Below are 23828 nucleotides of genomic sequence, written 5' to 3' on the forward strand. Positions count from 1 at the left end.
GGTCAATTCAACTTGCCGCGGCAGAGGCCGATGTAATGGCGGTTGTCCTCTGCGTAAGGCTGGATTTCCAGCGCTTTTTGAAAACTGTGGATGGCTTCGTTGAGGCGTCCCAGGTGAAACAGGCACATGCCCATGCCGTTCCACGCACCGAAGTGATGCGGAGCTTTCTCGACCACGATCCGGCATTCGGCAATGGCTTCTTCGTAGTTCCCTTCCAGGTAGTGCACCGTGGCGAGTTTGTTGTGGGCTTCGGTGAATTCCGGAAACTGTTCCACAAGGTCGGCAAAGTGAAACCGGGCCCTCGCCAGCTCGCCTGCGTCCATCAAGCGGATGCCTTCATAAAGTCTGCGTTCCGCCGCTTCGCCGCATTCCTGGTACCAGCGCATCCAGAGGGATTGCGTGGCTTGCTTGCGGATTTTCGAGTCCACTTTTTTGAGGTCGTTCAAAAGCCGTTCGATATCGTTCATAATGCCAATAGAAATGGACAGGGCTGGGGCTCTCGCCGTTGAGTTTCACCGGCGAATGTGGTCCAATCAAGCCTACTTGATCGCCCCGGTCCAATACAAGCAGGATTTCGTGAAGAACCGGACCCCGGCTCGAATTGCGCCGGCGGTTCCCAACCAATTGCATGAAGACCCGAAACGACATACCACAGGCCGAAATCGTTGCTGTCGGCAACGAACTGCTGAACGGCCTGGTGTCCGACACCAACTCGACCTTCATTTGCGGCCAGTTGCGTTCGCACGGTTTGCAGGTGGGGCGCATCTCCGTGGTCGGCGACGATGCGGAAGCGATCCGCTCGGCGCTGGATCAGGCGCTTTCCCGGGTCGATTTGGTCATCGTCACCGGCGGACTCGGCGCGACGCACGACGACATCACCAAAGACGTGCTGGCCGAATACTTTGGCACCACGCTGGCGCGCGACCCAAAGGTGGAGGCAATGATCCGCGTATTTTTCGAAAAGCGGCAGAGGCCGGTTCCCGATGCGGCGCTCCGCCAGGCGGAAGTGCCGAAAGATGGAAGGACGTTGTACAACGACCAGGGCACCGCGCCGGGCTTGATGTTCGAGCGCGGCGGTCAGCGTGTTTACGTTCTGCCCGGGGTGCCGCGCGAAGCCGAATACCTGACGCGGCAGTACATCCTGCCCGATGTCGCGCCTTCCGGAAACCTGTGCCTGCAACAACGCATGCTGTGGACCACGGGTCTCGTCGAGTCCGCGCTTTGGGAAATGTTCGGTCCGATGGATACGCTGGAGAGTCTCGTGCAGGTGGCGTCGTTGCCTTCGCACCTCGGCGTGCGCATTCATCTTACCGCGTACGGCAAAAACGTCGAGGAAACTTCCGCGAAACTGGAGCAGGCGGAGACGCTGTTGAGCAATGTGCTTTCCTCTTATATTTACGCGAGGGATGAACAAACAATGGAAAGTGTGTTGGGGCGGCTTTTGGCCGATCGCGGCGAAACCGTCGCTGTTGCCGAATCTTGTACAGGCGGATTGATCGGTCATCGTCTGACAAACGTTCCCGGCAGCTCGCGGTATTTTCTGCAGGGCTGGTTGACCTACAGCAACGAAGCGAAGATTAAAAACCTGGGCGTCGATGCCGAACTGCTGGAACGCCATGGCGCCGTGAGTGAAGAGGTTGCGCGCGCTATGGCGGAAGGGGCGCGGCGATGCGCCGGGACCGACTGGGCGGTGGCGGTGACGGGAATCGCCGGGCCGGACGGTGGCACTGCAACCAAACCCGTGGGTCTTACCTACATCTCCGTCGCAGGTGAAAGCCTTACCTCATGTCAGAAATTTGTGTTCCCGCAAGACCGCGTTCGCAATAAAGAACGTGCGGCGCAAGCCGCATTGAACCTTCTCCGTTTGCACTTAATCGGGTTAAAATAATCTCCGAGATCGGTATTGATTCAGGCGCCCTGCCTGAGAGATGGAGTAGTGTGACGAAAGAAGGGAACGTGATTTTTATACAGTGCCACCAGTGTCAAAAAGAGTTTGAAGATGGTTTCCAGATTTGCCCTTACTGCGGTGCGCCGTACGGAGCGAGTGGAGCCGATTATCCGCGTGTGCCCAACTGGATGTTTGGAGCGATCCTTGTTTTGTTTGCGGTGCTCGCGTCGATTTTGTTTTATTCGTTGATGACATTCTGAACCGGGGGTTCATCCGGTGCGGGCGCTCATGCGGAAGGGATGGATGAGTACTGCGCCGACGATGAACCCGCCGATGTGCGCGAGCCATGCCACGCCGCCGCCGTCCGGCCCCGCCGCCATGTTGTTCAGGACCTGCAATCCAATCCACAACAACAACAGAAAGATCGCCGGGATGCGTACGATGGTGATGAAGAAGCCCAGGAACACCAGCGTCTTGACGCGGGAGAAGGGAAACAGCATCAGGTATGCGCCGAGGATTCCGGATATGGCGCCGCTCGCACCCACCATGGGGATGGTCGAGTCCAGGTCGGCGGAGACGTGCGCCGCCGCCGCCAGCGCCCCGCAGGTCAGGTAAAACAGAACGAACCGCAGTTTCCCCAACTGGTCTTCGATGTTGTTGCCGAAAATCCATAGGTACAGCATGTTGCCCGCCAGGTGTCCCAGCCCGGCATGCATGAACATCGATGAAAAGATGTTCGAGTAATTCTTCAGCGGGTTGTGCGTCAACTGGTATGGCACCAGTCCGTATTCGGTGATGAACTGGGTCCCTTCCTGGGCCAAGGACAACTCCCAGAAAAATATCAGGGTGTTGGCGGCGATGATGCCGATAGTGAGGATGGGAAACGAACGGGTTGGGTTTTCGTCGTGCAGTGGAATCATGACGGTTTGAACCGGGTGGCCGGGTCCTGTATGCTACGTTTTCAGGGACGATTCAGATACAATAAGAAGGTTCCACCGATTATATGGGAAAACCGCCTTGAGTGAAAGTGAAGACACACCCATCCTCCACCCCGAAAGCGAAGCGCCGAAAGCCATCCCGCGTCCGGAAGAGTCGCCTGAGTGGGTGATCGAGGTGTACCGCCGGCAGATGCTTCAGGAAGTGAGTGACGAACTGGACAGCATCCTGGGAGAGGGACGCGAGGCGGACCGGTTCATCGAGCCCATCCTGCTCGACAACAATCCTGTGCGCTTTCGTCAGAGCCTGCACGAACAGGTGTTCCCCACGCCGCGCGAGATCACCGAAAACCTGCTGGATGTCTCCCCGACCAAGGTTTTTCTGGAAGCCCCTTCGGGCATGGGAAAATCCACCTTTCTCAAAGTGTACCAGGAACGCATGCTGAAAGCGGAAACGCCGGAGGAATACCCCGTGCCGGTGATCTGCGACCTGTCGCGTCTGCCGGACGGCACCGGGTTCGAACAGTTCTACCCGATGTTCTATCGTGTGGTGATGGATGTCGTTCTGCGCGAGCAGGAGGAGCAGGAAGACCTCATCATCAACGAGGAGCTTCTGGGCCGCACCGTGGAGCGGTTGGTTTGGACGGGACAGATTCTGTTTCTGCTGGACGGTTTCGAGCAGATGCTTCCCGAAGACCGGTTCCGGTTTTACATGGATGTGATCGTCGATGGCGATGCGTTGAAAGACAATTTTATTTTGATCGCCACGCGTCCGGTGGGGTTCGGTCCGCTCGCCACCACTTCCATCGTGCGGCGTGGACAGGACGCGAGTTTCCGGGTCCGCATTCAACCGGTGGAAGAAAAACAGAGGAAGCATTTTCTGCCGGAATCGATGTGGAAACGGAACCTCGGTCATCTGGCGTTGTATTTTCCGGAAACATTGCAGGTGCCATATGTCCTGCACATGGTGAAAGAGGCGGCATCGGACGAGGCGGCGGAAGTGAAAAGCCGCTCGCAGGTGTACCGGCACTGGATCACGCAACACCTCAAGAGCCGGTTTCCAAAGAAAGGCGAGGAATGGATTGAAGACGTGTTCCGGCAGTTGGAGCAGGTGTCGTACCGGCTGATCAAGGAAGGCCGCAACCAGCGGCAGGAGACGGTGAATACGGGATTCGACAAGGCCCTGCTTTCCGACTGCGCCCCCGCGCGCAACGTGATGGTGGAAGAAGGGGACGTCCTTCCGGGCCTCGACGGCCTGCTGGCGTGGAACCACAAGCGCTGGGAATTCCGCCATCCCTCGCTTCAGGAATATTTTTCAGGACGCAAACTGGCGGAGCTTCCCGACTGGCGGGACCTGGTAAAAGAACGGTGCCGCGATCCCAAATGGTACGACGTGTTCCAGTTTTTCGGCGGCGAGTTGAAAGAAGGCGCCGACGAATTGATCGACCTGTTCATCGAGCACGGTGCGGTGTTTCTGGCCGGGCAGGTGCTTCCGGAAATCGAGGGTGTCTCCGAGTCGCGGCGACTGCTGGTCAACCAGTTGTTGAAATACCAGTGCCGGGAGACGTATCCGCAGTTCGCGAAAAACCGCGTGGTGCGTGTGGAGCAGGTGATGGAGGCATGCGGTGCGGACTACCTGTGGCCGATGCTCAAGCGGCTGTTGCAACGCGACCGGCGCGACTCGCGCATCCTGTTCGGCGTGCTGGAACTGGTGTGCGCTCTGCACGGCATCGCGTTGGGCGAATTGGTCGATTCTCAGGAATGGGACCGCGTCCGCGCGCTTCCGGAACTGGAATCGTTCTTTGCCGAAGCCACCGACCCGCAAACGGTGGACCGGGGAGTCGTGCAGAAGTGGGGCGAATGCGTGACCGTGCCCGCGGGCTCGTTCATCTATCAGGATGAACGCGACGACGAGGACCGCATCGGCATGCACGAATACGCCATCATGAAATACCCGGTCACCAACTCTCTGTTCCGGCAATTCGATCCGAACTTCGTTCCGCGCTTTCCCGCCTATTCGCAGGACGACGATCAACCGGCGATCGGCATCAATTATTATGAAGCCACCGTGTTCGCTTTGTGGCTGGGCATGCGCCTGCCTACCGAGAAGGAATGGGAAAAAGCGTCGCGCGGACCCAACGGTCGCGACTATCCCTGGGGCGAAGCGCATGGATACCAGGAAGGGTACTGCAACACCGCCGACTTCGTGGTGGGACACACCACGCCCGTGACCCAGTACGAGGAGGGCAGTTCGCCCTACGGTTGTTACGACATGGCGGGCAACGTGTGGGAGTGGTGCGTGCAGTTTTATGCCTCGAAGTTCACCACCCAGAAAATCGTGCGCGGCGGCTCCTGGTTGAACTACATGGTGCAGGCGAAATGCACGTTTCGGAACTCCTTCGATCCGGCCGACATCTATCCCGCCGTCGGCTTCCGGTGCACCTCTCTCCCCTTCACCGAAATCGATGCGGACGACGAGGAAGACGACTGAAGTCCCCCTGTCCTTTCGCATTAAGCCTGTTGCTCACTCCACCCCAAGGCTGAATTTTACCTGCAATAATTACAACCAATTATAAAGCCTGCATTTCGCGGCAGGCTGGTGCCTTCTTTCTGATTTTTCAGCGCATAACATTTAAAGAAAAGGCTTTTGTCGCCGTTATGTTTAGTGGAAACCCGGAACGGAATGGGGAGGGGACCCGGATCGGTATTCTAATCGGGCTTTATATCCGTCAATCTATAGGATTGTTGCCTGATACCCACGAACCCCGGTCTGTTTTATTCATGAATGCTGAACTTGCAAAAAAACTATTGGTGATCGATGACGACCCCACCGTTCCGGCCTTGGTGGAGGTCTATCTGAAAGAGGCATTGGCGCAAGCGCAGGTGCAAATCCAGAAAGCGATGTCCGGCGATGAGGGGGTGCAAAAAGCCCTGGCGTGGAAACCGGATCTCATTTTTTGTGATCTTCGGATACCGGGGCCGGACGGTTTTGAAGTCATCCGCCGTATCCGTCAATTCGGTTTGCACGCGGTGGCCATATTGATGTCCGGATGTGCGGAAAATGAAATCCTCGGCCTGACCCAGGGCGCACAGAAGGTGGGAGCGGAAGCGTTTCTGCCCAAACCGTTGAAGGCGCACGAAGTTCATTTTTTCGTGAATTACGTTTTGCGAATGCTCACGATGAGCCGCGGACTCCAGGACAAAAACCAGCAGTTGGAAAAAGCCGTCCTGGATGCAAAAACGTATCAGGATAAAATCACCGGAATTGCGCAGGGTTACCAAAAGGAAAACAAGCGCCTCGAAACGAAATTGAAAGATGTCACTAAAAGGAACCTGCAACTGGAAGCCAAAAAACAACAGGTCGAGGCGCTCAACGAAGACTTGGTCCGCACCTTCCAGGCCACGGTCAACATGCTGACCAACATCATCGAACTGCATCAGGCAAAGCACCGAGGGCACCCGGAGCGGGTGGAGAAGATGTCCGATTACGTGGCGCAAAAAATGCAGCTACCTCAAAGCCAGATCGAACACATTCGCACCGCGGCGCGTCTGCATGAGCTGGGCATTGTCTCCCAGCCCGCCAACGGCAACGGTCATACAGCAAAGAAAAAGGAAGATGCTCCGCCGCGCATCCACCACACACACCTTGCCGAGATGCTTCTGCGTCAGTTCCCGGGATTCGACCCGACGGCGCAGATCATCCGGCATTTGTACGAGAACGTGGACGGCTCCGGACTTCCGGAAGGCCTGAGCGGCGACATGATCCCTATAGGATCTCGGATTGTTTCTGCTGCCAGTTTTTATGATCACGCCCGCGTGAGCCATCCCGGCGAATCCCCGGGAGCGGTCATGAAATTACTGGAAAAGGAAAAGGGGACCCGTTACGATGAAGATATCGTTTCCTTGCTGGGAGAGTTTGTTCATTCCTCCCGATTCAAAGACATCGATACCATCGAGTGTACCGTGTTCACGCTTCAGGAAGGCATGCAATTGGCGTCGGATATGTATTCCCGGTCCGGTACCAGCGTGTTGCGCAAAGGCACCGTTCTGGACAGAAGCACCTTGAGCAACGTGCTTCGGTTCAACAACCTCGATCCCATCGTCAGCTCCATTAAAGTCATAAAAGTATAGTTTTTATGGATATTGCGACCTTACTCGGAATCTTCATCGGCATCGGCCTGATTCTCGCTTCCATTCTGCAGAACAGCGGACTGGACCTTTTTGTCAGTGCCCCTTCGGTGATGATTGTTCTCGGCGGAACCTTTGCGGCAACGCTGGTCGCATACCCGGTCAACGAGTTGTTCCGCATGTTGGGCCATTTCATCCGTGTGTTCATCACCCGCAAATCGGATCTGTACGAGTTGATGGACACCATGGTGTCGATCTGCAGTATCGCGCGCAAGGGCGGGGTGCTGGCCATCGAGTCGAAGCTCAATATGATCGACAATGACTTTCTCAAAAAGGGTCTGCGCCTCACCGTCGACGGCAAGGACGAGCATACGGTGGTGACCCTGATGAAGCGGGAGATCAAGCAGGTACAGCAGTCGCACAAGGACGGCTGGGAAATTCTGAACGACATGGGCAAGTTCGCCCCGGCGTTCGGCATGGTGGGCACGCTCATCGGTCTCATTCAGATGTTGGCGTCGCTGGAAGACGTGAGCACCGTCGGTCCGCGCATGGCGGTGGCGCTCATCACCACCTTTTACGGAGCCCTGCTGGCCAACCTTGTCTTCCTGCCGATGGCGGTCAAGTTGAAACGGCGGAGTGCGGCGGAAACGCTGGAGATGAACCTCGTGCTGGAGGGCATCACCTACATCCGCAAAGGAGTGAACCCGCGGTTCATGAAAGAAACCCTGGAAAACTACATCGACAACGCGGTGGGCAAGAACATCAAGAAAGAAGCGGAAGAAGAAGCCCGCAAAGGCGCGTCTAAGAAACCGGGCGCCGCCAAAGGCCCGGCCCGCCCGCCTGGCCAGGCACCGGGGGCCGCACCCCGGGCCGCGAAGTGAGGAACGGTCATGGGAACCAAACCTTCCGGTCAAACCAATCCTGACATCCATCTCGATGACGAAGAAGAAATCATCGAGGATACCGGCGGCCTCGCCCCCTGGGTCATCACCTTCGCCGATATGGTGACCCTGCTCATGGTGTTTTTCATTCTCCTCTACGCCATGGGCACCATCGAAGAAGAGAAATTCAAACAACTCCGCGAATCCCTGCGCAGTGCGCTGGGCACCGAACAATTGCCGGAACTTGGAACCCGCGAAGGGCTCGAGGTCATCCAGGACATGGCCGATGCGAAGATGGATAAGAAAACCATTCATGCCGTGGATGAGGTCGGCGCGATGGTGTCCAAGGAGATCAAGGAGATCACCTCCGAAGTCGAGGAATTTGTTTATAAGAACAAGCTTTCCGGACAGGTGCAGGTCTCGCAGGGAGAGCGCGGCGCCATCATCACCATCTCCGACGTGGTGCTGTTCCCGGCGGGCAAGGCACGCATGACCTATAAAGGGCGCGAGACGTTGAAGGATGTGTTCGACCTGCTCAAGCAGTTCAACTACGACGTCAAGATCGAGGGTCATACCGATGACACGCCGATCCATACGGACCGTTTTCCGTCGAACTGGGAGTTGTCTTCCGCCCGGGCGGCGGAGGTGGCGCGCATGCTGATCGCCGAGGGCTTCCCTCCGGAGAAACTGTCGGTCGAAGGCTTCGCCGAATACCGTCCGAAGGTCCCCAACTCCAGCGCCCAAAACCGGGCCATCAACCGCCGCATCGAAATCGTTTATCAGCGCGGCAGTATCCGCAAACACATGGTGAACCTGCTGAATCGCTGATCCCCCCGGCCGTCCGCCTCGCCTATTCAAAACCCGTTTTTTGTCAATCAGTTAGCTTTGACAAGCGTGGATCACTCTGCTACTGTTAAGCATCCAGAGAAATGAGGGGTTTATTTTCGAGAGAGGCTTGCTCAGGGGACGGGTGAATGGACCGTGAAACCCAGCAACAATGGATGCGGCGTGCCCTGACCCTGGCGGCCAAGGCGCAAGGCCGCACCTCGCCCAACCCCCTGGTCGGGGCGGTGATCGTGCGCGGCGATACGGTGGTCGGCGAAGGTTACCATCACCGCGCAGGCAAGCCGCACGCGGAAATCGAGGCACTCAGGAAAGCCGGTGACAAGGCGCGCGGGGCGGACATGATCGTCACTCTCGAGCCCTGTTGCCATCACGGCAAAACGCCGCCATGCACCGAGGCGGTGATTTCTGCCGGCATCCGCCGGGTGTATGTCGGCATGCAGGATCCCAATCCGCTGGTGAAAGGGAAGGGCGCGCGCCTGCTCAGGAAAGCCGGAATCGAAGTGACCACCGGGATTCTGCGCAAAGAATGTGAACGGCAGAACGAAGTGTTTGTGAAATACATCCGCACCGGCATGCCGTTCGTCACCTTGAAGGCGGCGATTTCCCTCGACGGCAAGATCGCCACCAACAGCGGCGACTCGAAATGGATCACCGGTCCCGAAGCGCGGAAGACGGTGCATCGACTGCGCGATCGGGTTGATGCCATTGTTGCGGGCTCCGGCACCGTGCTCAAGGACAACCCGCAGTTGACGACGCGGCTTGGCAAACGCGGCGGACGCAACCCGGTGCGCGTGGTGCTGGATTCGCAGGGACTCGTTCCCCTGCAGGCGCGGGTGTTTGAAAATACGGATCGTGACCGCATCATCTACGTCACCGCGGAGCATGCACCGGGGGTACGCCTGCGCAGACTGGAAAAGACGGGCGTCGAGGTGTGGGTGGAACGCGCGGGCAAGGAAGGTGTGCCGCTCAAGCGCGTCATGCGCCGCCTGGCGGAAAACGGTCTGACGCACGTGTTGATTGAAGGAGGGGCACGTCTCAATGCCGCCGCGTTGAAGGCGCGCATCGTGGACAAGGTTTTGTTCTTTGTCGCGCCGATGTTGATCGGCGGCAATGGGGCGGTCAGCGTGATCGGCGGCCCGGGCATTCAAAAATTAAAAGACGCATTGCACATCCAGAATTCCGTGCTCACCCCGGTGGGCAAGGACTGGATGGTGGAAGGATACCTGTAATCATGTTTACCGGAATCATCGAAGCTCTGGGAACCGTCACGCACATTGAGCGCAGTGCGGAGAAGGCGCGGCTCATCATCGAGACGCCGGAGGGTTTCCGCGGTTTTGAACTGGGTGAGAGCATTGCCTGCAACGGCGTGTGCCTGACCGTGGCGGAGATCCTGGACGCCGGGTTTGCCGTGGATCTGTCCACGGAAACATTGAGCCGCACCAGCTTCAAGCAAACCGCCGAGGGCACGCACCTCAACCTGGAAAAAGCGCTGACGCCGAACAAAAAAATGAGCGGTCATTTCGTGAGCGGGCATGTCGATCAGGTCGGCACGGTGGCCGGCATCGAGCAGAATCCCGGCGAAGTGCGAATTCGTTTCGAACATCCTCCGGAACTGGCTCCGTTTGTCATCGAAAAAGGATCGGCGGCGGTGGACGGCATCAGCCTCACGGTGTTCGACTGCCGTGACAATGGATTTTCAGTTTCGATCATTCCATTCACGTGGGAACACACCAACCTGAACCAGCGGAAAATCGGCGATTGGGTCAATATCGAATGTGATATGATTGGCAAATACGTATTGAAAGCCTGTGAATCGCTGTTCGGCGGGCCCATCCGGGGCGGCAATTTGACGCAAGATTTCTTGAAACAACATGGATTTGTCTGAAATGAGCAAGGGAAATATTAAAAAAGAAAAACCGGTTTTCAGTTCCATCGCGGACGCCATCGAAGATGTCCGTCAGGGCAAAATGATTGTCATCGTCGATGACGAGGACAGGGAGAATGAAGGCGACCTGATGATCGCGTCGGATTGCGTGACGCCGGAAGCGATCAACTTCATGGCCAAGTTCGGCAGGGGGCTGATCTGCCTGGCGATGACCGAAGAGCGGACGCAGGAGTTGGGCCTGCAAATGATGACAGGTGACAACCAGTCGCGGTTCGAGACGCCGTTCACCGTGTCCATCGACGCGAGAAACGGCATTTCCACCGGCATCTCCGCCGCCGACCGGGCACACACCATCAAGGTGGCGATGGATCCGAAGGCGCGGCCGTACGATCTCGTCATTCCCGGACACATCTTTCCCCTGCGCGCGCGCGAAGGCGGCGTGTTGGTGCGCGCCGGGCAGACGGAAGGCTCCGTGGACATGGCGCGGCTGGCGGGGCTCACCCCGTCCGGCGTCATCTGCGAGATCATGAATGACGACGGCACCATGGCGCGCGTACCGGAACTCACCAAATTCTGCAAAAAGCACGACCTCAAGATGATCACCATCAAGGACCTGATGGAGTACCGGCTGAACAGCGAAACGCTGGTCGAAGAGGTGGCATCGACTTTATTGCCGACTGAGTTCGGCGAGTTCCGTGCCGTGGCGTTTCGCAACAAGCTCATCGACCAGGTGCACATCGCGCTCATCAAGGGCGAGTTGAAATCGGACGAGCCCACTCTGGTGCGGGTGCATTCGCAGTGCCTCACCGGCGACGTGTTCGGCTCGTTCCGTTGCGACTGCGGCGAGCAGTTGTCGAAGGCGCTGGAGATGATCGAAAAGGAAGGGCGCGGCGTTTTGCTGTATCTCTACCAGGAAGGACGCGGCATCGGCATCCTCAACAAGTTGAAAGCCTACGCCCTGCAGGACGAAGGGCAGGATACGGTGGAGGCCAATGCGTCTTTGGGATTCAAGCCCGACCTTCGCGATTACGGCATCGGCGCGCAGATTCTGCGGGCGCTGGGCCTGGGCAAGATCCGCATCATGAGCAACAACCCGCGCAAGATCGTCGGTCTGGAAGCGTACGGGTTGGAGATGGTCGAGCGTGTGCCGATCGAGGTGCAGCCGAACAAGCAGAACATCCGTTATCTCAAGACCAAGCAGATGAAGATGGGTCATCTGATCAAAAACGTATTTTAAGGAACGAGCATGCCGAACGTGTTGGAAGGAAACCTCAACGGTGCGGGCCACAAGTATGGAATCGTGGTCAGCCGTTTCAACGATTTCATCACTGGCCGCCTGATGGACGGAGCGGTGGATGGGCTGGTGCGCCACGGTGTGCAGGATGGGGATATCGATGTGATCCGTGTGCCGGGTGCGTTTGAGATTCCCATGGGCGCGCGCAAACTGGTGGCCCGCAACAAATACGATGCCGTCATCTGTTTAGGAGCCGTGATCCGCGGCGCTACCCCCCATTTCGATTTCGTCGCCGGAGAGGCCAGCAAGGGCGTCGGCGCGCTGGCACTGGAAGCGGATATCCCCGTGCTGTTCGGGGTGTTGACCACCAACACCATCGAGCAGGCGGTGGAACGTGCCGGAGTCAAAAGCGGCAACAAGGGGTGGGAGACTGCCGTTGCCGCCATCGAAATGGTCAACCTTTACCGGCAGATTTGACATGGGAAAACGCCGATACTCACGCGAACTTGTAGTGAAGTTCCTCTATCTCGTGGACATGAACGAAGGCCCCGTCGCCGAACAGCTCGATCAGTTCTGGGAGCGCAACACCTGCCAGCCCGAAATCAAACAGTACGCCGAGGACTTGCTCAACACCATATTCAACAACAAACAAGCCATCGACGCCCTGCTTGAAAAATACAGCGATAACTGGACGTTATCCCGCATGGCTGTCATCGACCGCAATCTTCTGCGGCTCGCTACCTGTGAAATCCTGTACGGCAATTCGGTGCCTCCCAAGGTCGCCATCGACGAAGCCGTGGAAATCGCCAAAAAATACGGTAGTGAAGACTCGCCCAATTTTATCAATGGTATACTAGATAGAGTCCTCAAAGAAAAATCAACCGTCGTCGAATCCACCAGCGAACGCTGAGGGTGACTGGGGGGTCTATCTATGAAGTTTCTGATACTGTCCGATCTGCACAGCAACCTCGAATCGCTGAACGCTTTCATCCGTATCAGCAAAAAACTCGAGTATGACAAAATAATCTGTTTGGGGGATCTGGTGGGGTACAACGCCAACCCGAACGAGATCGTGGACTGGGTGCGCGCAAATGCCGACCTGGCCCTCGCCGGCAACCACGATTACGCCGTGGTCGAAAAGACGGATACCAGCTACTTCAATCCCCATGCGCTCAAGGCCTGCGAGTGGACCCGCGAGGCGTTGACCATGGACAACTTCAAATACCTGCAATCGCTTCCCGCGATCGAGAAAAAATACCGCATCACCTGGGCCCATTCCTCGCCCTGCGAGCCGGAGGAATGGCATTACATCACCAACCCCTACGACGGGGTGGACAATTTCCCCGCATTCGACACCCAACTCTGCTTCGTGGGACACACCCACCGGCCGCTGATCCTGAAACAGGAGCCCGACGGCAACATCGAAGCCGGGCTTTCCGACGTGTACGAACTGCAACCGGACAGCCGTTACATCATCAATGTGGGCAGTCTGGGACAACCTCGGGATGGAAACCCGCAGGCTTCTTTTGTGTCCTACGACACCGAGACCAAAACCATCGAGTTTCATCGTTTCGAATACGAGGTGGAGTGCACCCAGGAAAAAATCCACGAAGAAGGCCTGCCCACGTTCCTGGCCGAACGCTTGGCCGCAGGTGTCTGAAAATCCGCAAGTTATCGCCTTGACCCGTTTCCTCGATGGTGGTATAGTCAAAACGCCAATAAATTGAAGGGGTTAAATAATTCCTTCGGCAGTTTGATCTTTCCGGCACATTGTGCCCCCATCAACCTCTCTGCAAGCGGGAAAACAGGCCATGACCAGGCAAACCTTTGTGATAGGGAGGCTTGGAAGAGTTCTCCAGATTGCGGCGGTGGCATGCCTTCTATCCGGGTTCCTGCCCGGCTCCGCATTGGCCAAGCCCAGCGCTGCCTCACCGGCCCACAGCCTTTACGACAACGCCAAAAAAGCCTATTACCAGCTGTTGGAAAACGCCAAGCGGGTTCCGAACCGGGACGACTGGGTTTCCGTCATTCGCCTGTTTGAAAAGGTGCTGATCACCTACCCGCAAACTGAACTGGCCTACAAGGCGACGTTCACTGTCGGCCGCCTGTATCAAAAGCTCGGCAAAAAGTTGGATCTGGAATCGGATCTGCGGGAGGCTGGGCGGTATTACTCGATTTTGCTCAAGGAATATCCGGAAGGCCATCTGAATGACGACAGCCTGTTTCAACTGGCCGACATCGATTTGCATCTCAAGGATTACCAGGGTGCCCGTGAGCGCCTGCAAAATCTGCTCAAGCAGTACCCGGACGGAGACAAGGTGGAGGCCTCGCGTACAGAATTGAAACGGCTGGTGAGGCTGATCACGAACGCCCCGACGCCGAATCCGGCGCCCATCTCCGTGGTGGAGGCGCAGAGCAAAGACCACCTCACCCCGCAAAAACCGCAGAATCTGGAGACGACGCCCAAAACCGTCGAGCCGGTGGAGAAAAACAAGCATGTGCCGCTGGTGGTGGTGGATGCGGGACACGGCGGCAAGGACCACGGTGCCATCGGCCACCACGGTTTGAAGGAGAAGGAAGTCAACCTCAACATATCGAAACAAGTCGCGGCCATTCTCACCCATCGTTACAAACTGCGTGTGGTGCTGACCCGTGACGACGACCGTTTTATTGAACTCGCCGACCGCGGCAAGATCGCCAATCAGAAAGACGCGGACCTGTTCGTCTCCATCCACGCCAACGCCGCGCCGCACAAGGCCGCCGAAGGCATTGAGACCTACTACCTGGGAAGCGGCGCCACCGAGCAGGCGCGGGAAACAGCCTCGCGTGAAAACGGCACCCTGATTTATTCCGTCGCCGATGACGAAGTTCAGCAGATCCTCGCCAGCCTCATCAGCACCACCAAGATCAACGACTCTTCCAGGCTGGCGTCCAAAGTACAGAGAACCCTTCACGGGAGCATGGTAAAACACTACCAGGATGTGCATGATCTGGGGGTGAAGGAAGGACCGTTTTTCGTTCTTCACGACACCAACATGCCGAGTATCCTGGTGGAGGTGGGATTTGTCACCAACCGCCGTGAAGAAAAACGCCTGAGCTCGCAAGCCTATCAGAAGGCCCTGGCGGAAGCGATCGCCAAGGGCATCTACGAGTTCCTGAAAGAAAAAGCACCTTCCATTTAGAGGCCCATGCTTCCCCACATCGCCATCGTTGGCCGCGCCAATGTTGGCAAATCCACCCTGTTCAACCGCATCACCCGTAGCCGGTCGGCGATCGTGCATGATATGCCGGGGGTCACCCGCGACCGCATGTACGGTCAGGCGGAATGGGACGGCAAGCCGTTCATGGTGATCGACACCGGCGGCATTGATCTCGCCGGGGGCAACACCATCGAATTGCAGGTCCGGGAGCAGGGAGAACTGGCCATTCGAGAGTCCGATGTAATTGTTTTCGTTGTGGATGGCCAGCAGGGCATTCTGCCACAGGATCGGGAAGTGATCGAACTCCTGAGGCGCTCGGGAAAACCCTTGATTTTAGCCGTAAACAAAATCGACGATCCGGTGCATGAAGTTAGAATTTCCGATTTTTATGAGCTGGGGGTAAAATTCACTATTCCGATTTCAGCCGAGCATAATATAGGTATTTCCGGACTAATGGATATTGTCGCTGAGGAGTTGGCCCGCGTTCCGGTAGAGCCGGATATCGAACTTCCTGAAAACGGGGCCATCCGGGTGGCCATCGTGGGCAAGCCCAACGCCGGAAAGTCTTCTATAATCAACAGGCTGTTGAACTCTGACCGGTGCATCGTTTCGGAGATCCCGGGAACCACGCGGGATACCGTGGATCTGCCTCTGGAATACGAGGGCCACCCTTTTATTTTGATGGACACAGCGGGCATCCGGCGCAAGGGAAAAACCACAAAAGTAGTTGAAAAATTTAGTGTTATAATGGCATTGAAGGCGCTGGAGCGATGCGATGTGGCGGTGCTTGTGATCGACGGAGCGGAAGGCGTCTCCGAGCAGGACGCCACCATTGCGGGTTACGCTTTTGAGCGCGGTCGAGGCCTTTTACTGGCCATCAACAAGTGGGATCTGGTCCAGGAAAAGGGCCTCGTAAAGGAGGAGGTGGAGGCGCGGGTTAGATTGAAATTGAAATTTGTTGATTTTGCTCCTATGATAAAAGTGTCGGCTAAAAGCGGATTCGGATTTCCTAAATTCTTTGAAGAGGTGCGGTCGGTTTTTGGGGAATTTTCGAGAAAAATTCCTACAGGACGACTCAATGATTGCATTCAAAAAGCAATCCAAAGGAACCCGATGAGCTCCTATAAAGGAAAGTTTTTGAAACTTTATTATGCGACACAGGTTCGCAGTGGCCCGCCGACGTTTGAATGCTTTGTCAATTACCCGCAGGGTGTCCATTTTTCTTACCAACGTTACCTGGTCAACAGCCTGCGAAAAGCATTCGGCTTTTCGGGAACGCCGGTGCGAATGATTTTTTCGTCCCGTCATCAGGATGAATAGGGAATCACAGGATGAGCTTCGACCTTCATAAGGGGTACAACTTTCGCATCCTCGAAACGGATGATTTCGGCCGCATCTGTTTCGGTTGCCCGCCGGGTGTGGTGAAAGACTTTTCCCAGCGTGAGGAAAGCCTGCCGTCCAAATACGTTCTCCCCCTTCGCACCTTCGTCAACGGCACCAACCGGTTCGATTTCGAATTCATTCTTTACACGTACCTGTTCATCAAGCCCGGTCGGCAGAAGGTTTCCATCTTCTGTACCGAGGACCAGAAAAACCGCTTCAAGGCGATTTTCGAAGAAACCCTGTTCGGCCCCAACTTTTACAACCTGCTCAAGGCGGAGTTTTACCGGTTCGGCCGGATCCATCATTTCTCCTCCGAGGAGAGGGAATACTACCTGGCGTTTCTGGAAAAGTTGTCCAGAAACAAAAAGCTGTGGCATGTGTTTGAAGGCCAGGTCGCCAAGCATGTGCCCGACAAGGACATGCACGCCCGCCTGGCGGAGCCCATATCCACCCTGCTGGAAAACGAGCGGTGGCTGGCTTCCAAAAAAATCAAGAATATCGAGCGCACCTTCGCCCAGCATTATGCCCGTTGCGCCCAGTTGAAGGTCGAGATGGAACTGTTCGCTCTGGCCAAAGAGGAAGACCGCGAAGATTTTCTGGAAAACGTGGCGGACTTCCATGTGTTTGACAGCGCCGGCGTGGTGGAGGTGAAGGGCGATGTGGACAAGCGCAAGAAACTCAAAATCCGCCAGGTCCGGCCCTCGGAATTTGAGGTGTACCAGAACAATATCCTCCGCTGTCAATTCGATATTTTGAATCTCGACCGCCATTCCGTGCCGACGCGGATTGAGCGTGCGGAAAAACCGTTCATGGGCGTGACGTTTCTCGGCGTCGGTTCCGGGTTCACCCACAAGCGTCACAACAGTTGCATGATCGCCTGGTCGGAGGGCAAGGGCATCATGGTCGATGCCTTCAGCGACAACGACCGCGCCATCGTTCAGCACGGCATTTCCGGCGAAGATGTGCCCTACATGTTCCTCACGCACATTCACTCCGATCACGATGCGGGCTTCATTGAAAAAATTCTTTCCGGCCAGCGGCTCAAAGTATTGAGTAGCCGCATCATCTTCGAGAGCTTTCTCAGAAAGATCCAGGCGGTTACCTTGTTCCCGGCGGAAGTGCTGGAGAACCTGGTGGATTTTATCGAGCTCGAACCCTACAAGAAGGTCAAGCTTCCAGGGTTCAAGCGCACTTTCATCGAGTTCGATTATTCATTTCACTCCATCCCCACCGGCCGTTTCAAGCTGAGCTACAAGGATGAAAACGGCAAGGCCCGGACCATCGCGCATTCCGGCGATACCAAATACGACCGCGACCTGGTGAATTCCTGGTACGAAAACGGCCACCTGTCGCCGGAACGGCGGGAGCAGATTCTGGGATTCATCTGGGATGCGGATCTCATCATGCACGATGTGGGAGGTGGTCCCATTCATACCGACTTTGAGTCACTGTTGCATCTTGATCCCGCACTGGCGCGCAAAGTCGTTCTGGTCCACCACGACAAGGAGCCGCCGGAACATCCATACATGCGCTCGGCGCACGAGGGGCAGACCGAGATATTGATCAAAGGTCAGGCGATGCCGGTCAAGCCGAAAGTCGAGGACCTCAAACATGCGGGCCTGTTCCGCAACACGCCGCAAAAGGAACTGGAAGACATCATTCAGCATTCGCAAGTGCTGGAATACCAGCCGAACGACGTGGTGTTTGCCAAAGGCGATGTCGGCGATTCGTTTTACATCATCCTCGACGGGTTTGCGGAGATCATCCTGAACAAGCGCAAATCCATCATCTACGAAAAAGGAATGTTTTTCGGCGAACTCGCTATCTCCACCGAAAATCCGCGGCGGCGCGCCACGGTGAAAGCCATGTCGCGTCTGACCCTGGTCAAAGTGCCGAAGGAATACTACTCGCGCGTCAAACTGCCGAAAATCACCGACGACTTCTACAAGCTGGGCAACTTTTTCAACAGTTCCATCCGTCCGGGCCTCGTGGCCTCCCTGGGCGAAGGCGATCTCGTGCAGTGGAGCAAGAACGAGAGGATTTTCGACAAGGGCATCCGCAAGGGCGATGTGTTTGTCATTCTCTCCGGACAGGTGCAGATCCCCAACGAACAAAGCGGAGAGTCGGAAGGGGTGTTCCTTTCGAGTGGCGATGTTCTCGGCGAAATCACGTCCCAGGAGCGTTCCATTCAAAAGCTCCTTCATGTCACGGATATGCCTAAAACTTCCAATGCCTTGGCGGCGAGCGAACGGGTGTCCGCCGTGCGCCTCAAATCCCAGCAGTTGAGTAAAATCTTCAAATCCTATCCCTCCTTTTTTGGCACGGTTTATCAACGCATGAAAAAACTGCAAACTGTGCTATGCTAAGGTCCTTGAAAGCTTAAGGGACAGTCTCTAAAATAGCCGCAAACTCGAGTTCATTGCAGGATTGGGTTCCGCCTGACTCCTGGTGGAAGCCTGTGTTCCAGCAGATGATGAAAAGGGGGAGCTATGAAGCCGTACAGTCCTGAAAACATCCGGAATGTTGGATTCATCGGGCATGGAGGGGCGGGCAAGACTTCCATCCTTGAAAGCATCCTGTACCTCACCGGCGTCTCCGACCGGCTGGGCAAGGTCGGCGACAACTCCTCGGTCATGGACTACGATCCCGATGAAGCCAAACGGGGTCACTCCATCAGCGCTTCCCTTTCCTATTGCGAATATCAGAAGAACAAACTCAACCTTCTGGACACCCCCGGTTCCAACAACTTTGTCACGGACACGCCGGGTTGCATCCGCGTGGTGGACGGCGTGGTGGTCGTCATCTCCGCCGAGGCGGGGGTCCAGTACTACACGGAAAAAACCTGGCAATGGGCGGACCAGCAGGATCTTCAGAAAATCATATTCATCAATAAAATGGACAGCGACAAGGCCAACCTGAAGGCCGCGCTGGACGCCGCCAAGAAAAAATTCAAGATCAATCCCATGCTCGTGCAGGTGCCGGTCGGCAGTGGCGGATCATTTTCCGGCGTGGTCGATTTGATCGAGAACAAATACTACAAATACGAAAAAGGTGGCAAAGGCGTGGGCCAGCCGGAAGACATCCCCGCCGACCTGGTGGACGAAGTGGAAACCAGCCGCGCGGAGTTGGTCGAGGTGGTGGCGGAGGCCGACGACGATCTCATCGAAACCTATCTGGAAAAGGGCGAGCTTTCCGACGAAGAATTCCATACCGGCCTGCAGGTGGGCATCCAGAAGGGACAACTGGTCCCGGTGCTTCTCGGTGCGGGAGCGCAGGGTATCGGCACCGACCGTCTGCTCGATGCCATGCTGGAATATCTCCCGTCACCGGAAAAACGTCCACCGCAAAAAGCGGTGTCCCTGAAAGACGATAAGGAAGTGGAAGTGAAGCCGGACCCCGCTGGCCCCCTGGCGGCACTGGTGTTCAAAACCATCGTCGATCCCTATGCGGGGAAACTGACCCTGTTCCGCGTGTTCTCGGGCACGTTGAAGGGGGATTCCTCCGTGTACAACGCCACGCAGGGCGGTTCGGAAAAATTGAGCCAGCTTCTTAACCTGCAAGGCAAAAAACAGGTGCCGGTGACGGAGGTGCCGGCGGGAGACATTGCGGTGGTGGCGAAACTGAAATCGACCACCACCAACGACACGCTCACCGTCGCCTCCTCCGGCGTGAAGTTCGAACCCATTGAGTTTCCAAAACCAGTGCTGGCCCGCGCCATGATTCCGAAGACACGGGCTGACGAGGAAAAGATCAGCAACGCGCTGGCGCGGCTGGTGGAGGAGGATCCGTCTCTCAGCGTGGAGCGCGACCCGCAGACGCATCAACTGCTGGTGTCTGGGTTGGGCCAGGAGCACCTCGATGTGATCATCGAACGCCTCAAGCGCCGGTTCAGCGTGGATGTGGACACGAAGCCGCCGAAGGTTCCGTACCGGGAAACCATCCGTGGCAAAACCAAGGTGCAGGGCAAGCACAAAAAACAAAGCGGCGGGCGCGGCCAGTTCGGCGACTGCTGGCTGGAGATCATGCCCCTGCCGCGCGGACGCGGATTCGAGTTCGAGAACAAAATCGTCGGCGGCGCCATCCCGAAAACCTACATTCCCGCAGTGGAAAAAGGCGTGCAGGAAGCGATGGAACATGGCGCCGTGGCCAATTACCCGATGGTCGACGTGAAGGTTGTCCTTTACGACGGCTCGTATCATGATGTGGATTCGTCGGAGATGGCGTTCAAGATCGCGGGGTCGATCGGGTTCAAGAAAGGCGTCAAGGACTGCAAACCGATTTTGCTGGAACCCATCATGACGATGGAAGTCAATGTGCCCAGCGAGTGCGTCGGCGACGTGATGGGCGATCTCAACTCCAAGCGGGGAAAGATTCTGGGCGTGGACGCGAGCGACGAGGACCAGACCATTCGCGCACACGTGCCGATGGCGTCCATCCTCAACTACGCTCCGGAGCTGCGCGCGCTGACCGGTGGACGCGGGGTGTTTGTGATGGAGTTCGACCACTATGACGTGGTGCCGGAACACCTGACCGCCAAGATTGTCGAAGAAACCCGTGCGGAAGCAGAAGCTTCCCAATGATATTCACCTGAACCGCAAGAGGCCTTTTTGCCCAACTCGCCGGAAATTGGAACCGTGGTCAAGGCCGACCTGGTTGATAAGGTTTACGACAAGGTCGGCTTCACACGTAAGGAAGCCGCACAGGCGGTGGAAGTGGTGTTCGAGGAGATCAAAAATGCGCTGATCCGCGGTGAGGACGTGCGCATCGTCGGTTTTGCCAGCTTCAACCTGCGTGACAAAAAAGCCCGCAAGGCGAGAAATCCCAGTACGGGTGAGCCCATCGTCATTCAGCCGAGGCGGGTTCTGTCGTTCAAACCCAGCAAGCAACTGTTGCAGTCCACCAACCGTGAAACCGATGAGTCTCAAACTTCCTGACAAACTGTTTTTCAAAATCGGCGAGGTCGCAGAGATCGCGGGCGTGGAACAACACGTCCTGCGCTACTGGGAAGACGAGTTCGAGGATTTGAAACCGGACAAGAACCGCTCCGGTCAGCGCCTGTACCAGAAGAAAGACATCGAGCGCATCCTCGAGATCAAGCAGTTGCTGTATCATGACAAATACACCATCGCCGGAGCGAAACAGCGGCTCAAACAGCGGCGCAAGGGTGCTTCCCAGCTCGATTTCGGGTTCGATCGCGGTGCCTTCATCGATCTCAAAAACCGAATTCAGGAAGAGCTGGAGTCTCTTCTCGAAATCCTCGATAAAAAATAATCCTTCCTCTGTGCGACTGGCTGACCGGAAAATGGGTTTGGTGCCCGTTGGATTGCCACTTGCCCCCCTCCTCAATTTCGTTTTTCTTTGCACCGGATTCTGGTTTGCGGGCATGCTGTGTCTTGTTCCGTTGGCACTGGGCGAGGAAGCGGTGGTAGAGTCTTCAGAGGCCGTGGTGCTGGACCCGATCGAAGTCACCGCCACGCGCACGAAAAAATCGCCCGGCGATATCCCCAACAGTCTGCGTCTGATCGAGAGAGAAACCTGGCAACGCCATCAACCCGGCGCGACGGTGGAGGAGTTCGCGCTGAGCGCGCCCGGCGTGTTTTTCCAGAACCGGTTCAACTTCGCGCAGGACCTGCGCATCGCCATCCGCGGGTTTGGCGCACGGTCGCCCTTTGGTGTGCGCGGCATCCAGGTTCATGTGGATGGCATCCCGCAGACACTCCCCGACGGACAGACGCAGTTGGACTCCATCGACCCGTCTCTCATACAACGTATGGAAATTGTGCGCGGACCCTCGGCGTCGCTGTTCGGCAACGCGTCGGGCGGCATGATCTCCATGACCACCCGCAACCCGCAGTCGGACGGGTTGGAACTCGCTCCCCGGCAGGTGTTCGGCTCGTTCGGTTATTTCAAAACGGAATTGTGGGCGGGCAAACAGGAAAGGGGGTTCGACTACGGTCTGTTCGCCTCGCGGTTGGGCCAAACCGGTTGGCGCGACCACAGCCGCATGGAAAACCTGTTCGCCCAACTCAAGTTCAACATATATAGCGGAATGGATTCGGACTGGATGGTGCTGTTCCGCAAATTTCATTCGCCACTCACCGAAGACCCCGGCGGGTTGACGTTTCAGCAGGCCGAGACGAATCCCCGCCAGGCGGCGTCACGCAACCTGCTGTTCAACGCTGGAGAAGAGGTCGGCCAGGAACAGCTTGCCGTGCGCTACCGCAAAATGCCGACGGCACAGGATGAATGGACGATCACGGCGCATCTGCTTCGCCGCGATTTTGAAAACCGTTTGCCGTTCACCTCCGGCGGCCGCGTGCGGTTCGACCGCTGGGTGGGGGGTCTGGCGGCGCAGTGGCAGAACGATCGTCAACTTGCGGGCCGCACGAATCGCTTTCTCGCCGGAGTCGATTATGGCATCCAGAACGACGACCGCCAGCGGTACGACAACAACAACGGCCAGCAGGGAGCGTTGACCTTCGACCAGGTTGAGCGCGTGCAGAGCGTCGGTCCGTTTTTCCGCAACGAATGGCAAGTGTCGGACAAATTGGACGTGGTGATCGGCGGGCGCTGGGACTGGTTGCATTACCGCGTGGACGATGCGTTTGGCGCCGACGGCGATCAGTCCGGCTCGCAAACCCTGTCGCAGGGAAGCGGCACCGTGGGTTTGGTGTACCATCTGGCGGACCGGCACCAGGTGTACGCCAACGTGGCTTCGGTATTCGAAGCGCCGACCACCACGGAACTCATCAACAATCCATCCGGTGCGGGCGGGTTCAACCCCAGCCTCCAGTCGCAGACCTCCCTCAGCCAGGAGCTGGGCTTGCGCGGTACGCCCTCGGGGTGGCAGTACGAAGCAGTGGTGTTTTACATCCGGTCGTGGGACGAGATCACACCGTTCGAACTGCCCGCGTTTCCCGGCCGGACGTTTTTCCGCAACGCCGGGAAGTCGCGTCGCCTTGGCGTGGAGACGCGCCTGGCCACGCCCACGTGGCGCGGCCTGCAGGCGGAGGTCGCCTACACGTTTTCGGATTTCGAGTTTGACGAGTTCATGGCCAACAACGTCAACCTGGACGGCAACACCTTTCCCGGCGTACCGGCACACCATTGGGAGGGGCGGGTGAGTTACGCGCATCCGTCCGGCGCGTTCGGGCAGATCCGGGTGCAGAGGGTGGGGCGCTTTTTCGCCGACAATGCCAACACCACCACCAGTGCCGGGTACAGCCTGGGTCAGCTTCTTTTCGGCTGGAAAGGGAAATGGGAGTGCGTGGAGGCGTCGCTGTTCGCCGGAGTCAACAATCTGTTCGACGACCGGTACAACGCCAACGTCCGCATCAATGCCGCCTTCGGCCGCTTTTTCGAACCCGGTCCGCCGATCAATGTTTTTGGCGGCCTCAGCCTGCGCATCCTCCCGTTTTAAAAGGCATTTTTAATTGGCTTGTATTGCC

Annotated in this window: 20 protein-coding genes; 18 read left to right on the forward strand and 2 right to left on the reverse strand. The window is 57.0% G+C overall.

Annotated features, from left to right (window positions below; all coding sequences use genetic code 11):
* Positions 1-2: 2 nt before the first annotated feature.
* Complete coding sequence (locus J2S31_RS06065) at positions 3-467, reverse strand: tetratricopeptide repeat protein (RefSeq protein WP_237098171.1); 465 nt, start codon at positions 465-467, stop codon at positions 3-5.
* Positions 468-628: 161 nt separating this feature from the next.
* On the opposite strand from J2S31_RS06065, the gene J2S31_RS06070 reads away from it, so the two are divergent.
* A complete protein-coding gene (locus J2S31_RS06070) occupies positions 629-1888 on the forward strand; it encodes a competence/damage-inducible protein A (RefSeq protein WP_237098172.1) in 1260 nt (419 codons plus the stop codon).
* 269 nt (positions 1889-2157) lie between these two features.
* Here J2S31_RS06070 and J2S31_RS06075 read toward each other — a convergent pair whose 3' ends face one another.
* On the reverse strand, positions 2158-2808 hold the full coding sequence (locus tag J2S31_RS06075) for a rhomboid family intramembrane serine protease (protein ID WP_237098173.1): 651 nt from the start codon (positions 2806-2808) through the stop codon (positions 2158-2160).
* A gap of 97 nt (positions 2809-2905) precedes the next feature.
* On the opposite strand from J2S31_RS06075, the gene J2S31_RS06080 reads away from it, so the two are divergent.
* From J2S31_RS06080 to J2S31_RS06160, 17 genes are all read left to right on the forward strand, one after another.
* Entirely contained in the window at positions 2906-5314 is a 2409-nt protein-coding gene (locus J2S31_RS06080; protein WP_237098174.1) for an SUMF1/EgtB/PvdO family nonheme iron enzyme, read from the forward strand.
* Positions 5315-5604: 290 nt separating this feature from the next.
* Positions 5605-6954, forward strand: a complete 1350-nt coding sequence (locus J2S31_RS06085; protein ID WP_237098175.1) for a response regulator — start codon at positions 5605-5607, stop codon at positions 6952-6954.
* Between the two features lie 5 nt (positions 6955-6959).
* The gene (locus J2S31_RS06090; protein WP_237098176.1) at positions 6960-7832 is read left to right on the forward strand and encodes a motility protein A; all 873 of its coding nucleotides are present in this window, start codon (positions 6960-6962) and stop codon (positions 7830-7832) included.
* Positions 7833-7841: 9 nt separating this feature from the next.
* The gene (locus tag J2S31_RS06095; RefSeq protein ID WP_237098177.1) at positions 7842-8660 is read left to right on the forward strand and encodes an OmpA/MotB family protein; all 819 of its coding nucleotides are present in this window, start codon (positions 7842-7844) and stop codon (positions 8658-8660) included.
* A 146-nt stretch (positions 8661-8806) separates the two neighbouring features.
* Complete coding sequence (ribD, locus tag J2S31_RS06100; RefSeq protein WP_237098178.1) at positions 8807-9907, forward strand: bifunctional diaminohydroxyphosphoribosylaminopyrimidine deaminase/5-amino-6-(5-phosphoribosylamino)uracil reductase RibD; 1101 nt, start codon at positions 8807-8809, stop codon at positions 9905-9907.
* Positions 9908-9909: 2 nt separating this feature from the next.
* Positions 9910-10563, forward strand: a complete 654-nt coding sequence (locus J2S31_RS06105; protein WP_237098179.1) for a riboflavin synthase — start codon at positions 9910-9912, stop codon at positions 10561-10563.
* A gap of 1 nt (position 10564) precedes the next feature.
* Positions 10565-11800 (forward strand): bifunctional 3,4-dihydroxy-2-butanone-4-phosphate synthase/GTP cyclohydrolase II, encoded by a 1236-nt coding sequence (locus J2S31_RS06110; RefSeq protein WP_237098180.1) that lies wholly within the window; start codon positions 10565-10567, stop codon positions 11798-11800.
* A 9-nt stretch (positions 11801-11809) separates the two neighbouring features.
* The gene (gene ribH / locus J2S31_RS06115) at positions 11810-12274 is read left to right on the forward strand and encodes a 6,7-dimethyl-8-ribityllumazine synthase (protein ID WP_237098181.1); all 465 of its coding nucleotides are present in this window, start codon (positions 11810-11812) and stop codon (positions 12272-12274) included.
* 1 nt (position 12275) lies between these two features.
* Positions 12276-12707 carry a transcription antitermination factor NusB gene (gene nusB / locus J2S31_RS06120; RefSeq protein ID WP_237098182.1) on the forward strand — a complete coding sequence of 144 codons (432 nt, stop codon included), beginning with the start codon at positions 12276-12278 and terminating at the stop codon, positions 12705-12707.
* Positions 12708-12728: 21 nt separating this feature from the next.
* Positions 12729-13457, forward strand: coding sequence for a metallophosphoesterase family protein (locus tag J2S31_RS06125; protein WP_237098183.1), 729 nt, complete (start codon positions 12729-12731; stop codon positions 13455-13457).
* Positions 13458-13608: 151 nt separating this feature from the next.
* Positions 13609-14979 carry an N-acetylmuramoyl-L-alanine amidase gene (locus J2S31_RS06130; RefSeq protein WP_237098184.1) on the forward strand — a complete coding sequence of 457 codons (1371 nt, stop codon included), beginning with the start codon at positions 13609-13611 and terminating at the stop codon, positions 14977-14979.
* A 6-nt stretch (positions 14980-14985) separates the two neighbouring features.
* Complete coding sequence (gene der, locus J2S31_RS06135) at positions 14986-16317, forward strand: ribosome biogenesis GTPase Der (protein WP_237098185.1); 1332 nt, start codon at positions 14986-14988, stop codon at positions 16315-16317.
* A gap of 11 nt (positions 16318-16328) precedes the next feature.
* Positions 16329-18746, forward strand: coding sequence for a cyclic nucleotide-binding domain-containing protein (locus J2S31_RS06140; protein WP_237098186.1), 2418 nt, complete (start codon positions 16329-16331; stop codon positions 18744-18746).
* Positions 18747-18869: 123 nt separating this feature from the next.
* Complete coding sequence (fusA, locus tag J2S31_RS06145) at positions 18870-20960, forward strand: elongation factor G (RefSeq protein ID WP_237098187.1); 2091 nt, start codon at positions 18870-18872, stop codon at positions 20958-20960.
* A gap of 27 nt (positions 20961-20987) precedes the next feature.
* Positions 20988-21314: an integration host factor subunit alpha gene (locus J2S31_RS06150; protein WP_237098188.1), complete on the forward strand. Its 327-nt coding sequence runs from the start codon at positions 20988-20990 to the stop codon at positions 21312-21314.
* Positions 21295-21651, forward strand: a complete 357-nt coding sequence (locus J2S31_RS06155; protein ID WP_237098189.1) for a MerR family transcriptional regulator — start codon at positions 21295-21297, stop codon at positions 21649-21651. Before J2S31_RS06150 ends, J2S31_RS06155 begins: the two co-directional genes overlap by 20 nt.
* Before the next feature lie 112 nt (positions 21652-21763).
* A complete protein-coding gene (locus J2S31_RS06160) occupies positions 21764-23800 on the forward strand; it encodes a TonB-dependent receptor family protein (RefSeq protein WP_237098190.1) in 2037 nt (678 codons plus the stop codon).
* Positions 23801-23828: the final 28 nt, after the last annotated feature.

This window comes from Nitrospina gracilis Nb-211, from assembly GCF_021845525.1.
GTDB classification, from domain to species: Bacteria; Nitrospinota; Nitrospinia; order Nitrospinales; family Nitrospinaceae; genus Nitrospina; species Nitrospina gracilis_A.

What these genes read in the sequence shown, in the direction of transcription:
- J2S31_RS06065 (WP_237098171.1), bottom strand. Translation starts at nt 467, where the DNA reads ATGAACGATATCGAACGGCTTTTGAACGACCTCAAAAAAGTGGACTCG.
- J2S31_RS06070 (WP_237098172.1), top strand. Translation starts at nt 629, where the DNA reads ATGAAGACCCGAAACGACATACCACAGGCCGAAATCGTTGCTGTCGGC.
- J2S31_RS06075 (WP_237098173.1), bottom strand. Translation starts at nt 2,808, where the DNA reads ATGATTCCACTGCACGACGAAAACCCAACCCGTTCGTTTCCCATCCTC.
- J2S31_RS06085 (WP_237098175.1), top strand. Translation starts at nt 5,605, where the DNA reads ATGAATGCTGAACTTGCAAAAAAACTATTGGTGATCGATGACGACCCC.
- J2S31_RS06090 (WP_237098176.1), top strand. Translation starts at nt 6,960, where the DNA reads ATGGATATTGCGACCTTACTCGGAATCTTCATCGGCATCGGCCTGATT.
- J2S31_RS06095 (WP_237098177.1), top strand. Translation starts at nt 7,842, where the DNA reads ATGGGAACCAAACCTTCCGGTCAAACCAATCCTGACATCCATCTCGAT.
- ribD (WP_237098178.1), top strand. Translation starts at nt 8,807, where the DNA reads ATGGACCGTGAAACCCAGCAACAATGGATGCGGCGTGCCCTGACCCTG.
- J2S31_RS06105 (WP_237098179.1), top strand. Translation starts at nt 9,910, where the DNA reads ATGTTTACCGGAATCATCGAAGCTCTGGGAACCGTCACGCACATTGAG.
- J2S31_RS06110 (WP_237098180.1), top strand. Translation starts at nt 10,565, where the DNA reads ATGAGCAAGGGAAATATTAAAAAAGAAAAACCGGTTTTCAGTTCCATC.
- ribH (WP_237098181.1), top strand. Translation starts at nt 11,810, where the DNA reads ATGCCGAACGTGTTGGAAGGAAACCTCAACGGTGCGGGCCACAAGTAT.
- nusB (WP_237098182.1), top strand. Translation starts at nt 12,276, where the DNA reads ATGGGAAAACGCCGATACTCACGCGAACTTGTAGTGAAGTTCCTCTAT.
- J2S31_RS06125 (WP_237098183.1), top strand. Translation starts at nt 12,729, where the DNA reads ATGAAGTTTCTGATACTGTCCGATCTGCACAGCAACCTCGAATCGCTG.
- J2S31_RS06130 (WP_237098184.1), top strand. Translation starts at nt 13,609, where the DNA reads ATGACCAGGCAAACCTTTGTGATAGGGAGGCTTGGAAGAGTTCTCCAG.
- der (WP_237098185.1), top strand. Translation starts at nt 14,986, where the DNA reads ATGCTTCCCCACATCGCCATCGTTGGCCGCGCCAATGTTGGCAAATCC.
- J2S31_RS06140 (WP_237098186.1), top strand. Translation starts at nt 16,329, where the DNA reads ATGAGCTTCGACCTTCATAAGGGGTACAACTTTCGCATCCTCGAAACG.
- fusA (WP_237098187.1), top strand. Translation starts at nt 18,870, where the DNA reads ATGAAGCCGTACAGTCCTGAAAACATCCGGAATGTTGGATTCATCGGG.
- J2S31_RS06155 (WP_237098189.1), top strand. Translation starts at nt 21,295, where the DNA reads ATGAGTCTCAAACTTCCTGACAAACTGTTTTTCAAAATCGGCGAGGTC.
- J2S31_RS06160 (WP_237098190.1), top strand. Translation starts at nt 21,764, where the DNA reads ATGCTGTGTCTTGTTCCGTTGGCACTGGGCGAGGAAGCGGTGGTAGAG.